The sequence below is a fragment of the Parabacteroides faecis genome (assembly GCF_014647375.1).
Classification (GTDB): Bacteria; Bacteroidota; Bacteroidia; order Bacteroidales; family Tannerellaceae; genus Parabacteroides; species Parabacteroides faecis.
This window is the reverse complement of the sequence record NZ_BMPB01000003.1, coordinates 106777-122173: the sequence shown is the minus strand read 5'-3', so window position 1 is coordinate 122173 and position 15397 is coordinate 106777. Positions and strand designations below refer to the sequence as shown.

Sequence of the window (15397 nt, the reverse complement as noted above, 5' to 3'; positions counted from 1 at the left end):
ATAAAAAGATGAAACATACATTGATTATATTATTAGGATGTTGTTTGGGATTAAACTCTTGCAATGACCTGGATCTGAATCCTCTTTCACAGGCTTCCAGTGAAAATTGGTATTCCAATGAAACGGAAATAGAAATGTCTGTCAAGGGGTTCTACCGCGATGACTTCTGGCCGTTGGACAATGAAGATAAAACGGACAATTTCATTTATCGGGAGACTCCTTCGGAGATCATAAAAGGTACTTTTAATGGGCAGAGTGGCGACGTAACGACCTTATGGGCCAACCAGTATAAATCGATTGCCCGGGCAAATACGATCCTGGCAAATATGGATAAGGCGGCAAGTATGGGAATATCGGAGGTAAAGCTGAAACAATACGAAGCCGAAGCCTTATTCCAGCGGGCTTCCTGTTATGCGAGGCTGGTCACTTATTTCGGAGATGTCGTTTATGTGACGGAAGTGGTCGATATAGAGGAGGCATTCAAGCTCGGACGTACTCCGAAATCAGAAATTATACCGAAGATTTATGCCGATTATGATAAGGCGATCGAGGGATTACCTGAAAAATATACAGGTGTCTCTTCCCAACGTGCCACAAAAGGGGCTGCATTGGCATTGAAAGCCCGCTTTGCCTTGTATATGGGAGACTGGGATATTGTAGCAGACGCTACAAAGAAATGTATGGATTTGAATATTTACAAGTTGTATCCGGATTATGCCGGCCTTTTCCTGACCTCGACAAAAAATGCGGAGGAATCCATATTCTTACTTCCCCGTTCTATCGAATATAAAGTAACATTGGGTAACTGGACGGTGATGAATGAGGTATCGAGAAATACCGGAGGCTGGGGAGCTTTCGCCCCTTCATGGGATTTGCTTGCAGCGTATGATTGTACGGATGGATTGCCTGTCGATGAATCTCCTTTATTCGATCCGCATGATCCGTTCAAGAATCGTGATCCCCGTTGTACGGCTACTATTGTCGAATTTGGAACTCCGCATCTGGGATTTGAATATAACCCTCATCCGGATGCCGTGGAAGTAATGAACTATAATACCGGCAAAATGCAAAAGAACAATGATGCCCGTGTGAATGCCCAGTTCGCTTCTTTCAACGGATTATTATGGAAAAAAGGAATTGATGAAACATGGCTGGAAAACGGGAAGGATGTGGCCCCGGATAAGATTATTATCCGTTATGCGGACGTTCTGTTAATGTATGCGGAGGCAAAGATCGAATTGAATCAGATCGATCAATCGGTTCTGGATGCGATCAACCGGGTACGTGCAAGAGCGTATGGTGTCGACTATACCAATATAAGTGCCTACCCGGCAGTAACTACGACCAGCCAGCAGAAACTACGGACGATCCTGCGCACGGAACGGCGTGTGGAGTTTGCAAAAGAAGGATTGCGTTATATGGACCTGGTCAGATGGAAGATTGCAGGCAAGGCTTTGACACGACCGAATTATGGCATGTTGTATCCTGTTAATCTGTTACAGGAGAAAGTGGTGAATAAAGGTTTGTGGTTCTGGCCCGGCATTCCACAGGTAGACGAAGATGGAATCCCTGACTTTTCCGCTATGGAGAAAGCCGGATTGATAGCCCCGATGTCTCAGCGTATGTGGAACGACCGCCAGTATCTCTGGCCGATCCCGACGAAAGAGGTTCTGATCAATGAAAACCTGAAACAGAATCCGGGATATTGATAAGAATAGGTTAGCACTATTAAATACCAGAGGCTCTTCTCTGCTTTTCAAATGAAAACCTGGCCGGAGAGCCTCTGTATAAACATTATTTTCAGAAATAATTAAAAGAAGATGAAGATGAAATTAAACAGTACGATAGGTCTGATGGCTGTACTATCGGTGATGAGTTGTTCAGCGCAGAAAGAAACCAAAAGAATCCCGGATTCCGTTTCCGGCATTTATCCGCGTCTGGCATATTATAACAATGAGGGAGAGTGTGGAACCGGGGCAGTTGTTCCCTGGGCAGACCGCTTGTGGGTCATAACCTATGGACCTCATTTGCCGAACGGATCATCCGACAAATTGTATGAAGTGACACCGGATTTCCGGCAGATCGTACGTGACGAGAGCATAGGGGGAACCCCGGCGAACCGTATGATACATAAAGAAAGCGATCAGTTATTCATAGGTCCGTATGCCATTGATAAAACCGGAAAAGTTCGTGTGATACCTTACCAGACGATGCCGGGACGCCATACCGGAAATGCTCGTCATCTGACGGACCCGGCAGGTAAAATCTATTACGGGACGATGGAAGAAGGCTTTTATGAAGTAGATGTCAATACGCTGGAGGTAAAAGAACTGTATCAGGATGGAAATAACAAGAAACAGAAAAAGAATGATACGGATGCCGGTCCGATCAACGCCTTATTACCCGGAGTACATGGGAAAGGGCTCTATTCCGGCCAGGGTGTCATGCTCTTTACCAATAACGGGGAAGGCACCCAGGAAGCGTTGAAAAAGTTTGACGTGGAAGCCGGTGTCCTGGCGGAATGGGATGGCAAAGACTGGAAAACAGTTCGCCGGAATCAGTTCGTGGAAGTGACGGGGCCGGGCGGCATTTACGGAAATACGAATCCAGAGACCGATCCGTTATGGGCGACCGGCTGGGATCATAAATCAGTTATACTGGGAGTACGCGATGCGAAGAAAGGCTGGTCGTTCTACCGTCTTCCGAAAGCAAGCCATAGTTATGACGGGGCTCACGGATGGAATACAGAATGGCCGCGAATCCGCAATGTCGGGACGGAAACCAATCCGGATTACCTGATGACGATGCATGGTCTGTTCTGGCGTTTTCCCGGACAGTTTACTGCGGAAAACAGTGTCGGTATCCGTCCGCGGTCAGCCTATCTCAAAGTAATCGGTGATTTTACCCGATGGAATGACCGGTTGGTATTTGGTTGTGACGACTCCGCTCAAAAGGAATTTCTGAATAAACGAAAAGCAAAAGGAAATATAGAAGGACCGGGACAATCCAACTCCAATTTATGGTTTACCTCTTTCACAAAACCGGATGAACTGGGTCCGGCTACGGCTGAAGGGGCTGTCTGGGCCAAAGAAAGTATCAAAGCGAATGAGGCTTCCGAACCCTTCCTGTTTGCCGGTTGGGCGAATCGTACCGGTTGGATCAAAAATGAAGGAAAAGAACCGGTGACCTTTACCTATGAAGTCGATGCAACAGGTACGAACGAATGGAAAAGGTTAAGGGCTGTAACCGTGAAGCCGGGTAAAGCGGCCTGTGTACTATTTACCGCTACAGATAAAGGAGAATGGATCCGTGTAAAAACGGATAAGAATACGTTGGCGACGGTAAGTTTCTCATATACCACACCCGATACCCGTTCTTCGCAACCTGCTGCTATGTATAAGGGCCTGGCTTCTGCTGCGGAAACAAACCTGACGGGCGGATTATTGTACGGTCTGGGAGATAACCGTCGTGCCCTGGGAGTATTGGCAAATACCGTTACGAATGGCCGGGTTGCGGAAACCGGTTATTATGAAATGGGAGAGAAGCTCGAACTGGTCCGTAAGGACGATCCTGTTGTTGCTGATTTCATCCGAACTAAATTTGCCATTCCGCAACAGGTCGTTTCAATAGAGAACAGTTCCGTTTTAATTGTCGACGATTTAGGACGCAGATGGCGTTTGCCTTTGGGTGATGAGGCCTATGCATCGTTGACTAATCGGGGAGAACTCCGTGTTTGCCGGGAAGTGGCTACTGAGCGTGACCTGTTCTCTTGTATGGGAACGTTCTATGAACTTCCGGCCGAGAATGCGGATGGCTATGCCAAAATACGCCCGGTATCGACTCATAACTATCGCATCAACGACTACGCCTCTTATCGCGGAATGCTTATTCTTACAGGAGTAAAGCCGGAAGAAGGAAAAGATAATGAACACATTCTCGTTTCCGATGACGGTAAGGCTGCCGTATGGGTCGGAGTTATCGACGATCTGTGGCAGCTGGGTAAACCGGTAGGTAAAGGTGGCCCGTGGAAAGATACGGATGTAAAGGCCGGTATCCCGTCCGATCCTTATCTGATCGGCCTCTATGACAGGAAGCAGTTAGTTTTATCCCATCAATCTGATAAGGATGTGACGTTTTCTATCGAGGTAGACCCGACAGGAAATGGAGACTGGATGGAATATAAATTACAGCAGGTGAAGGCTGGAGAAAAATGGGCGTATGAATTTCCGGAAGAGTTCCAGGGGCGTTGGATTCGCTTCTCCACGGATGCGGATACGAAAGCTACGGCCTGGCTGGAGTATAAATAAACGTATAATTTAAAAATCAGTTTGTTCTTTTATATTCCCTGCTGTTAACTCCGGTATGGAGTTACCGGTAGGGAATGTATGGAGTCAGTGCCAGTGAATGCATGAGTACAGTCTCAGTAAATTATTGAGTCCGGTTCCCGGCTATTTGTCGAAAATAGAAGTGAACAACATGAACAAAGGCAAATAATCTTTTAACTCTTCCTTCAGTATTTCTATCGCCTTGCTCTTATATCTTTTTACAGTCCGGGTGGAGACGCCCATTATTTCTGCTATTTCTTCAATGTTTTTATTCTCGAAACGATTCAGCTCGAAAGCCAGTCTGTATTCGGGAGGAAGTTTTTCGAGCGTTTTGTTCAGCAGGTGCTGCAGTTCCTGCAATGTATAAAGATCATCCTGATTCTCGAAATATATAGGGATGTTCTTTTGGATAACTGTTTCATATTCCCGTTTGTATCCCTGGTTACGCAGGTAGTTCAGGCTGTGGTTCTTGACACATGTTATCAGAAAGTTCTTGGCGGAGACGGAAGGGGTGATCGTTTTTCTTTTATCCCAGATGGTGAAAAACACATCCTGTACAATATCCTCCCGCGTTTCCTGATCGTCGATATATCGTCTGGCGAATTGGCATAACGAAACGTAATACTGTTCGAATAATGAACGGTATGCGACCTGGTCATCGTTATTGGAGATACTCCATAAGAGATAGTCTATGTTTTCAGTTACAGCTTTTTCCACGGATAAATATGCGTTGAATCTCTTTCTTTTGTCAAACAAAGATAGCAATGAGAAAATATAAACCTTACTTTTTTGAAAGAAAAATAGAATTCGGGTGTCCTCTTTTCCCTTTTGGTGTGTCTAGTAATAAACAGAAATAAAATGGAACCAGATAACAAAGATATAAAAGAATACCTCCTTCTCGCAAAAGCGATCAATGACGATATTGTTGATTATGAGAATTATAATATAGGAAGGGCCTTTCTGAGGAATCAGCGGAGAATAGCCTCCGGTTCCCGAAAACAAAGACTTGTCAGGAGTGCCTTACGGATTGCGGCAGTCTTGTTATTACCCTTTATTTTGTCGACGGGGATATTATCTTATTTGTATATCGGCCAGATGCAAAATGATAAAGAGGTATCTTACCTGGAGGTCGTTTCTGCTCCGGGAGTTATAACGAAAATGGAATTGCCGGATAAATCGAAGGTATGGCTCAATGCCGGTAGTTCACTCCGTTATCCGTCCCGTTTCACGGGAAATGAGCGAAATGTTTATTTGTCGGGAGAAGGATATTTTGAAGTACAGTCGGATAAACAGAACCCTTTTTATGTATCTGTAAATGACAATATGAAAATAATGGCACACGGGACGAAGTTCAATGTAAATGCCTATGGCGATGAACAGTGGATTGAAACGACGCTCGAGACGGGATTGGTCGATGTCATTATGAATAAGCAATCCGTATTGCTGGAACCGAGTGAGTTGGCCTATTATGACAGATCGAACCAGAAGTTATCGATCCGCCCGGTCAATGTGGATGAAAAGACGGCCTGGAAAGACGGACGTCTGATATTCCGGAACACTTCGCTGGATGAGGTGGTGAAACAGCTCTCACGCCGTTATAATGTAGATATAGTTATGCATAAGAGAACGAATATCGATTATAAATGCCGGGCATCGTTCTCTACGGAAAGTATAACCCAGATACTCGATTACCTGAAACTGGTTGCTCCGATGAAATGGAAAATAGCGGAAACAAAACAGTTGCTGGACTCAACCTATCCGCGTCAGCGTATAGATATTTGGTTAAAATGAAGCTATAAACCGATTAAAGAAAGGAGGTTATATAAGAAAAAGATCCATGTAAAAAAAAGGACAAGCATAAGCGCCAACTTATACCTGTCCCCAAATCAAAAAATTAAGTCCGAGACCAATCGGGCCTAATTAGTTTAATTAAAAATCCAAGTACAAAGTTATGAAAATTCTAAAACAATCCAATGGGGATATCCCCCGATGTATACCTAAATCAATGCGTGTTATGAGAATCGGTCTGTTCTTGTTATTTGTCATGATCGCCCAGCTACATGCAGAAAATTTGTATTCACAGAATACGGTTATCAATCTGAAGCTGGAGAATGCTACTGTAGAGCAAGTGTTGGACAAGATAGAAAAAGAAACGGATTTCTCGTTCCTGTTCACGGATAAGTCTGTGGATATTGACTGGAAAGTGAATGTAGATGTGCACGATAAGAATATAAATGAACTATTAGATATCTTGTTTGGAGGGACCAACGTGCAATACCGTATTGTCGATAAACAGATCGTGTTATCCAATAGGCCGTTATTGGCGGAAAATGTGAACCAGCAAAAGAAGATCAGCGGAAAAGTGATCGATGCAAACGGCGACCCGGTCATTGGGGCGAACGTCGTAGAAAAGGAAACAACGAACGGTACGATTACCGATATGAGCGGTAATTTTGTTTTGTCCGTTAACCCGAATGCCGTGTTGAGCGTTTCCTATATAGGGTATGTCTCAAAAGATATTCAGGTGAAAGACAGATCCAGCTTTACCATCTCTCTGGAGGAAGACTCCGAATTATTGGATGAGGTAGTCGTTGTCGGATATGGAACCATGAAAAAGAAAGACCTGACGGGAGCTGTCGGAACCCTGAAGGGAGAGTCCTTGTCTGCACGGAAGACAACGCAGTTGTCCACCGCTTTGCAAGGGGCGACCTCTGGCGTTCTGGTTACGCGTGACAACAGTGCTCCGGGAGCTACGGCATCTATCAAGATACGTGGTGTGACAACTATCGGCGAATCGAGTCCGTTGGTCATTGTCGACGGGGTTCCCGGCGATATCAACCAGGTAAATCCGGATGACGTGGAAAGCATGTCCGTATTGAAGGATGCGGCTTCCGCTTCTATTTACGGTTCGCGGGCTGCGGCAGGTGTGATTGTGATCACGACGAAACGGGCAAAAGAAAACGATCTGTCACTCAATTATAATTTTGAATATGGCTGGGAGATGCCTACGCGGCTACCTGAATATGTAGGTGCCCAAAGGTTTATGGAAATGGTCAATGAACTGCGTTATAACGATAATAATGCAGGAGGTTGGTATCAGACCTATTCGGAAGACCAGGTCAACAACTGGATAAAAAACAATGCGACCGATCCGGATGCCTATCCAATCACCGACTGGCAGGATGAGATCCTGAAGAACTCAGCACCCCGCCAGACGCATTCGATCAATATCGCCGGCGGTAGTAAAGTCGTCCAGACAAAAGCCTCTTTCCGGTATGATAAAACAGACGGTATCTATGTGAACCGGAACTATGAGCGTTACATGATCCGGGTCAATAACGACTTTAAGATCAACAAATATATAGAAGCTCATTTAGATGTGAATTTCAAACGCTCCAAGTCAGAGGAACCGCATAGAAACCCGATGGACCTGCAATATCGTGCTACTCCGCCTATTTATGCGGCCCGGTGGAGCAACGGGATGTGGGGAGATGTGAAAGACGGCGAGAACACATTGGCTATGATCACCGACGGAGGTCTGAAGACTTCCTGGTATAACCGTTTGGGCGGTAAGGCGGCTATCGATATCTCTCCGATCGAAGGACTGAAGATATCTGGCGTGATCGCCCCGACCTATAACTTCGATAAAGTAAAAAGTTTCCGTAAACAGGTTCCTTTTACTTATGCCAACGATCCTAATACAGTAAAGGGATATATGAATGGTTTTACGACGACCAAGTTGACCGAGAACAGGAATGACAGTTACGATGTAACCACCCAGTTTTTCGCTAATTATAATAAATCATTCGGACAACATGATCTTTCCGCCATGATTGGTTATGAAGATTATTACGCATTCTGGGAAAACCTGAGCGCATCCCGCGACCAGTATGAACTGATGAATTTCCCTTATCTGGATATTGGTCCGGAGAATTTGAGAGACAATGGAGGCAACGCCGAAGAATATGCCTATCGTTCTTTCTTTGGCCGTATAGCATATAGTTATGCGAGCCGTTATCTGTTGCAGGTGAATTTCCGTCGTGACGGTTCGTCCCGCTTTGCCCCTGACAGCCGGTGGGCTAACTTCCCTTCGCTTTCGGCAGGATGGGTTGTCAGCGAAGAACAGTTTATGAAGAACCTGAACTGGAACTGGCTCTCGTTCCTGAAGTTAAGAGGTTCGTGGGGTACGTTGGGCAACGAACGTATCACGATGACTAAAAACAGCAGCACCGTACAGAATTATTATCCGTATCAGTCTGCTCTGAATTTTGGTTCAGCCTTGTTCTATAGCGGAAATTCCCTGAACTCCCTGTTGAGTGCCGCCCAGCAATATTATGCTGTCCGCAATATCTCCTGGGAAACGACAGAGACATGGGACATCGGTCTGGACGCTAATTTCCTGGATGGACGTTTACATTTTTCCGGAGACTTCTATAAGAAAAAGACCAAAGACATGCTGCTGGCCCTCGAAATACCCAAGTTCATCGGATACGACAACCCGAGTGTGAATACGGGCAATATGCATACGACCGGTTATGATCTGGAAATAGGATGGCGTGACCAGGTGGGCGATTTCAGATATTCCGTTTCGGCCAATTTATCTGATTTCATCTCGAAGATGGGTAATCTGGGAGGTACTGAATTTCTGGGAGAGAAGGTGAAGATGGAAGGCAGCCAGTTCGACGAATGGTATGGTTATATCAGCGACGGATTGTTCCAGACACAGGAAGAGGTGGATAATTCACCGAAACTGAATAATAACGTGACGGTTGGCGATATCAAATATAAAGATATTTCCGGTCCGGACGGCGTGCCCGATGGTAAAATATCTTCTGAATACGACCGCGTATTGTTGGGAGGTTCTCTTCCCCGCTACATGTTCGGCGTGAATTTCTCGGCTTCCTATAAAGGCTTTGATTTTTCAATGATGTTCCAGGGAGTAGGCAGTCAGAATTCCCGTATCAGCAGAAATATGATCGAAGGATTGAATACGAACTGGGGCGGATTCCCCTCCATCCTGGAAGGCGATTATTGGAGTACGAACAATACGGCTGCGGAAAATGCAGGGGTGAAGTATCCCCGCCTGACACGTAATAGCGTGGATGCCAATATGAGCATGTCAGATTATTGGATGTTCAACGGACGTTATTTGAGAATGAAGAACCTGACGGTAGGTTATACGCTTCCTGGCGTATGGACGAAGAAGATAAGCATGGAGTCTGTCCGGTTCTATCTCTCCGGCAATGATCTGTTCTGCCTGAGTAAATACCCTCGCGGCTGGGACCCTGAAGTAAGTACGACGGGCTATCCTATTACGATGTCGGTGCTGTTAGGTGTATCTGTTAATTTTTAAATGAAAAAGACCATGAAACGAAATAATATAATAGTTTGCTTATTCAGCGGTATCACGCTGCTTACTGCCTGCCATGATTTGGATTTGAACCCGTTGTCTTATGGTTCGACAGAAACCTGGTATTCCAATGAGATAGAGATAGAAATGGCTGTCAACGAATTGTATAGAGATGCATTCTGGCCGTTGGATGAAGAGGGTAATACCGATTGGTCTGACGATAATATCTATCGCGAGTCCCTGACTCCTTTTCAGAATGCGACCTTGAACGGGCAGACGGATAAGGTGACGGACTTGTGGTCCAAACAATATAAAGTCGTTTCCCGTGCCAACGGGGTTATTCTGAAAGCACACCGTGCCGTCGAGGCCGGAGCTTCTGAATCGAAGATCAATGGTTTTGTTGCTGAAGCCCATTTTCACAGGGCATGTGCCTATGCGAAATTGTCCTCGAAGTTCGGAGATATCCCTCTGGTAGAGACCGATATCGACATAGAGGAAGGGATGGCGATGGGACGCACGGATATTGCCCTTGTAAAACAATTTGTGTATGACGAGTTCGATACCGCTGCGGAAACCTTGCCCGTTTCCTATTCCGGAGTCCAGCGGGCCACGAAAGGCGCGGCTCTGGCAATGAAGGCCAGGTATGCACTTTATATGGGTGATTACGAGGTGGTCGTTGCTGCAACGAAGGCTGTTATGGATTTAGGAGTGTATTCTTTGCATAAAGATTACAGGAACTTATTCCTGACAAGTACTAAAAATGCGGAAGAGTCTGTTTTCCTGATTCCCCGTTCCGTTGAATATAATGTCGTAATGAATGTGAGAGGCTGGTTGCCCCGGAATTCCGGCGGATATGCGGTCCCGAATCCGACCTGGGAATTGTTCGCTTCGTATACCTGTACGGACGGATTGCCGATTGATGAATCTCCGTTGTTCGATCCCCATGACCCGTTTAAGAACCGTGATCCCCGCTTGTCCATGACGATCGTTCCGTTTGGTGAGACTTTTCTGGGGATAGAGTTCAACCCCCATCCGGAAGCGTTGGAAGTAATGAATTATAACACAGGTACGATGATCAAGAACAACGATAGCCGTGCAGTCGCTCAGTATGCTTCCTACAATGGCCTGGTATGGAAAAAGGGAATGGATGAAAGTTGCCTGGAAAATGCTTATAATATTGATCCTGATAAGATAATCGTTCGCTATGCGGATGTCTTGTTGATGTATGCGGAAGCAAAGATCGAATTGAATCAGATCGATCAGTCTGTACTGGATGCCATGAATGAAGTTCGGGCAAGAGCCTACGGTGTCGATAAATCTGCCGTAGGTCAATATCCGGCGTTTACTTCTACCGACCGGAATACGTTGAGGTCTCAGTTGCGTATGGAAAGACGGGTGGAGTTTGCCAAGGAAGGACTTCGTTACATGGACCTGATGCGTTGGAAGCTGATGGATAAAGTAATGAGCAAGAAGGTCTATATGATGCTTTATCCGGCTTCACTGCTGATAGAGAAAGTAGTCAGCCAGGGTGACTGGTTCTGGCCTTTTGCTCCGGAGATCGACGAGAATGGCCTGGCCGATTTTTCCAAAATAGAGGCAGCGGGTAAGATTGCTGTTGTGGCACAGAAGAAGTGGGACAATCGCCAGTATTTGTGGCCGATACCTACGACTGAGATTCTGATCAATCCGAATATGAAACAAAATCCGGATTATTGATCAGAAAGGTAAAAGGTATTTTATTTTTCGTAAAAGGAAGATAAAATACCTTTTCTTTCCTGATAGATACTTCGTATCTGAGGAAAAGATTGAAAGAAGAAGGACAGTTGATCTTATAGTCTTCTTATGCTATTTAGTAATAATAAATGTCGATTTTTATGAAACAATGGTGGATTATAATATGCATGATACTCTCTCCTTGTTTAAAAGCGGATAACCTTTTCATAGAAGCGGAAAGCTTTGACAAAAAAGGCGGATGGGTTCTGGATAACCAGTCTATGGGGCAAATGGGGTCTCCCTATCTGCTGGCACACGGGATGGGAGTCCCGGTGGAAAATGCCTCGACTCTCCTGCAGGTCCGGGAGGCTGGTGAGTATCGTGTCTGGGTACGAACCAGGGATTGGGTGAAGCAATGGGATAAGCCCGGTTCTCCGGGACGTTTTGAAGTGCTGTTGAATGGAAAAGCTTTGCGTACGACCTTCGGGACGGAAAAGGCGGTCTGGCATTGGCAGGATGGAGGAACAGTTCTGCTGAAGGTCGGTGAAAACAGTCTGGAACTTCATGACCTGACAGGTTTTGAAGGCCGGTGCGACGCTGTTTTTCTGACATCTTCGCTGGATTTACTACCCCCGGACGGAGGAAATGAATTGGCTGATTTTCGCCGGAAGATGTCGGGGTTGCCTGCTGAACCGGAAGAGGCCGGTGAATATGATCTGGTTGTCGTTGGCGGCGGTATGGCCGGATGCTGTGCAGCTCTCAGTGCTGCCCGTCTGGGTTGTAAGGTCGCATTGATACAGAATCGTCCGGTGTTGGGCGGGAACAATAGCTCGGAAGTCCGTGTCGGTCTTTCCGGCCTGATTGCCAGCCAGCCGTACCCTAACCTGGGCAATTTGCTTGATGAGTTCGGCGTTGTGGGGCATTGGAACGACTGGGAAGCGAAACAAGACCCATCGTCGGCAAGAAGTAAACAGATCCGGGAGATTTTACAGCGTCACCCGGAAAAGAAAATCCATAATGCAGGTCCGGCGACAAATTATGAGGATGAGAAAAAGCAATCTTTGTTGCAGGGGCAGGAAAACCTCAGCTTATTCCTGAATATGCAGGTGTATGATCTTAGAAAAGAAGGGGATAGGATTACTTTTGTGATCGGGAAAAGCATTATTTCCGGAAAAGAATATATCTTTAGAGGACGATTATTTGCTGATTGTACGGGGGATGGTGAAGTAGGATTCCTTGCCGGAGCCGATTATCGGGTAGGCAGGGAAAGCAAGGATGAAACGGGTGAACCCAGAGCTCCCTTAAAAGCCGACCGGTTGGTCATGGGAACGTCTGTGCAATGGTATGCGGAGGATGCGCCTGACCGTTCCGGGTTCCCTGATTGCCCGTGGGCTATCCGCTTCACAGAGGAAACCTGTGTTCCCGCCACGCGGGGCGACTGGGATTGGGAAGCTGGTCTCGACAGAGATCAGATCACGGAGATTGAATATATCAGGGACCATGCCCTTCGTGCCGTTTATGGTAATTGGGCCTTTCTGAAAAATCAAAGCAGTAAGAAAGAACAGTTTGCCGGAAAGAAATTGGCATGGGTCGCTTATATCGGCGGAAAACGTGAGTCCCGTCGTTTGCTGGGAGATATCGTTTTGCGTGAACAGGATTTGCTGGAGAATATTTCTTATGAAGATGCTACCTTTACGACGACCTGGGGAGTAGACCTGCATTATCCTAAACCGATAGCGGGAATGGACGAAGAACCGTTCCTGTCCTATTGTGATGTGCAGGAGATAAAACCCTATGCAGTTCCGTACCGTTGCCTGTATTCGAGAAATGTCGGAAATTTGTTCATGGCAGGCCGGAATATAAGCGTGACTCATGTCGCACTCGGAACGGTACGGGTGATGCGTACCGGGGGAATGATGGGAGAAGTGGTTGGCATGGCGGCTTCGTTGTGTAAAAAGTTCGACACGTATCCCAGAGGGATATATGAAATGTATTTGCCGGCTTTGCAGACGTTGATGCGGCAGGGTGTGGGTAAACCCGGCTTTCCCGATGCTGATAAATTAGACTAATGTAAATATATGTATCATGAAAACAGTACTGACATTCTTTTTATTATTGAGTTTTGGAACGATACGTGCCGCCGATCTGTTCGTCGAAGCCGAGAGCTTCACCCATAAAGGCGGTTGGGTTGTCGACCAGCAGTTCATGGACCTGATGGGGTCGCCTTACCTGCTGGCACATGGCATGGGTGAACCGGTGGAGGATGCTTATACGGAAGTTACTTTCCCTGAAACAGGAACCTATTATGCTTATGTCCGGACGTATAACTGGACTTCTCCCTGGAAAGACGGGGAAGGCCCCGGCAAGTTCAGTCTGTCTGTCGGAAACAAAAAGTTGATTTCTCCCCTGGGAGCCGAAGGTTCAGCCTGGATGTGGCAGGTTGCCGGGAAAATATCCGTCAAGGATCGGAAGACTGTCCTGAAGCTGCAGGACCTGACCGGTTTCGACGGCCGTTGCGATGCAATCTATTTTACGACGGAAGAGGGGAAAGTGCCGCCTTCAGATGTAAAAGAGCTGGAAGCTTTCCGGCGCGAGGCATTGGGTTTGCCTGATACGCCTGCCCTCGCAGGACAGTATGACCTGGTTGTCATAGGGGCCGGGATTGCAGGGATGAGTGCGGCGGTATCCGCTGCCCGGCTCGGATGCAAGGTCGCGTTGATCAACGACCGTCCCGTTGTCGGAGGTAACAACAGTTCGGAGATACGTGTACATCTGGGTGGCCGTATCGAGGCAGGTCCTTACAAAGAACTGGGAAACCTGCAGAAAGAATTTGGACCGACCCGCGGAGGAAATGCACAACCGGCGGATTATTATGAAGACCGGAAGAAGCTGGACTGGCTGGCAAACGAAAAGAATATAACTCTTTTCCTCAATTATCGTGCTATCGGTGTCGCGAAGGATGGCAATAATATTACTTCGGTCGTGGCCAAACATATTGAAAGCGGCAAAGAACTCGAATTTAAGGCTCCTTTATTCTCGGATTGTACAGGTGACGGAACGATCGGTTACCTGGCAGGTGCCGATTATCGTATGGGTCGTGAGAGCCGGGAAGAATTCGGTGAAAATACCGCACCGGAGAAGCCGGATAAAATGACAATGGGTGCATCGGTCCAATGGTATTCGGTCGATAATAAAAAGCCTTCTGCATTTTCTCACTTCAACTACGGTGTGGAATTTAACGAAGAGAATTGCGAAAAGGTGATGATGGGAGAATGGACCTGGGAGACAGGAATGAATTATGACCAGATAAAAGATTTCGAACGCATACGTGATTACGGATTATTGGTCGTATATTCCAACTGGAACTACCTGAAGAACCGTATGAAGGATAACTCCCAATACCGTAACCGTAAGTTGGGTTGGGTCGCCTATGTGTCCGGCAAACGTGAGTCCCGCCGTCTGATGGGAGATTATATATTGAAGGAAGACGACCTCCGTAAATACGTGATGCATGAAGACGGGACAGCCGCTACGACCTGGAGTATCGATTTACACTATCCCGATCCCGCTAACACGAAGAACTTCCCGGGGCAGGAATTCAAATCGATTGCCAAACACATCAATATTTATCCGTATCCGATTCCTTACCGCTGCCTGTATTCCCGGAATATCGACAATCTGTTTATGGCAGGCCGTAATATAAGCGTGACTCATGTTGCTTTGGGAACTGTCCGTGTTATGCGTACAACGGGAATGATGGGGGAAGTGGTCGGAATGGCTACCTCTATCTGCAAGAAATATGGTGTCAAGCCCAGAAACGTCTATCAATCCCATTTGGATGAGTTGAAGAAACTGATGGAAGACGGTACCGGAAAGAAAGGTTTGCCTAATAACCAAACGTATAATGAAGGAGGAACATTGAAGGAGAAACCGGTTGTCAAATAGTATTTCTTAGCTATATATTCCCAGCCACCTGATATAGTTCTGTCAGGTGGCTGGCTTAGTTATG

Annotated in this window: 8 protein-coding genes; 7 read left to right on the top strand and 1 reads right to left on the bottom strand. The window is 46.5% G+C overall.

Going from position 1 to position 15397, the window contains the following annotated elements; translation table 11 throughout:
• The first annotated feature begins 8 nt into the window (after positions 1 to 8).
• Both IEY67_RS04870 and IEY67_RS04865 read left to right on the top strand, forming a co-directional pair.
• Entirely contained in the window at positions 9 to 1709 is a 1701-nt protein-coding gene (locus tag IEY67_RS04870) for a RagB/SusD family nutrient uptake outer membrane protein (RefSeq protein WP_122352381.1), read from the top strand.
• Between the two features lie 117 nt (positions 1710 to 1826).
• Positions 1827 to 4307: a hypothetical protein gene (locus IEY67_RS04865; RefSeq protein ID WP_183669999.1), complete on the top strand. Its 2481-nt coding sequence runs from the start codon at positions 1827 to 1829 to the stop codon at positions 4305 to 4307.
• Between the two features lie 141 nt (positions 4308 to 4448).
• On the opposite strand, the gene IEY67_RS04860 is transcribed toward IEY67_RS04865, so the two are convergent.
• Positions 4449 to 5042, bottom strand: coding sequence for an RNA polymerase sigma-70 factor (locus IEY67_RS04860; RefSeq protein ID WP_122352604.1), 594 nt, complete (start codon positions 5040 to 5042; stop codon positions 4449 to 4451).
• A 141-nt stretch (positions 5043 to 5183) separates the two neighbouring features.
• On the opposite strand from IEY67_RS04860, the gene IEY67_RS04855 reads away from it, so the two are divergent.
• From IEY67_RS04855 to IEY67_RS04835, 5 genes are all read left to right on the top strand, one after another.
• Complete coding sequence (locus IEY67_RS04855; RefSeq protein ID WP_183669456.1) at positions 5184 to 6116, top strand: FecR family protein; 933 nt, start codon at positions 5184 to 5186, stop codon at positions 6114 to 6116.
• Between the two features lie 160 nt (positions 6117 to 6276).
• A complete protein-coding gene (locus IEY67_RS04850; RefSeq protein ID WP_183669458.1) occupies positions 6277 to 9678 on the top strand; it encodes a TonB-dependent receptor in 3402 nt (1133 codons plus the stop codon).
• A 12-nt stretch (positions 9679 to 9690) separates the two neighbouring features.
• A complete protein-coding gene (locus IEY67_RS04845) occupies positions 9691 to 11391 on the top strand; it encodes a RagB/SusD family nutrient uptake outer membrane protein (protein WP_122352384.1) in 1701 nt (566 codons plus the stop codon).
• A 158-nt stretch (positions 11392 to 11549) separates the two neighbouring features.
• Complete coding sequence (locus IEY67_RS04840) at positions 11550 to 13457, top strand: FAD-dependent oxidoreductase (protein ID WP_183669460.1); 1908 nt, start codon at positions 11550 to 11552, stop codon at positions 13455 to 13457.
• A gap of 16 nt (positions 13458 to 13473) precedes the next feature.
• Complete coding sequence (locus tag IEY67_RS04835) at positions 13474 to 15333, top strand: FAD-dependent oxidoreductase (protein WP_183669462.1); 1860 nt, start codon at positions 13474 to 13476, stop codon at positions 15331 to 15333.
• The last annotated feature ends 64 nt before the right edge of the window (positions 15334 to 15397 follow it).

Bases quoted from the DNA above. Each gene is read 5' to 3' on its own strand.
- IEY67_RS04870 (WP_122352381.1), top strand. From the start codon at position 9: ATGAAACATACATTGATTATATTATTAGGATGTTGTTTGGGATTAAAC.
- IEY67_RS04865 (WP_183669999.1), top strand. From the start codon at position 1,827: ATGAAATTAAACAGTACGATAGGTCTGATGGCTGTACTATCGGTGATG.
- IEY67_RS04855 (WP_183669456.1), top strand. From the start codon at position 5,184: ATGGAACCAGATAACAAAGATATAAAAGAATACCTCCTTCTCGCAAAA.
- IEY67_RS04850 (WP_183669458.1), top strand. From the start codon at position 6,277: ATGAAAATTCTAAAACAATCCAATGGGGATATCCCCCGATGTATACCT.
- IEY67_RS04845 (WP_122352384.1), top strand. From the start codon at position 9,691: ATGAAACGAAATAATATAATAGTTTGCTTATTCAGCGGTATCACGCTG.
- IEY67_RS04840 (WP_183669460.1), top strand. From the start codon at position 11,550: ATGAAACAATGGTGGATTATAATATGCATGATACTCTCTCCTTGTTTA.
- IEY67_RS04835 (WP_183669462.1), top strand. From the start codon at position 13,474: ATGAAAACAGTACTGACATTCTTTTTATTATTGAGTTTTGGAACGATA.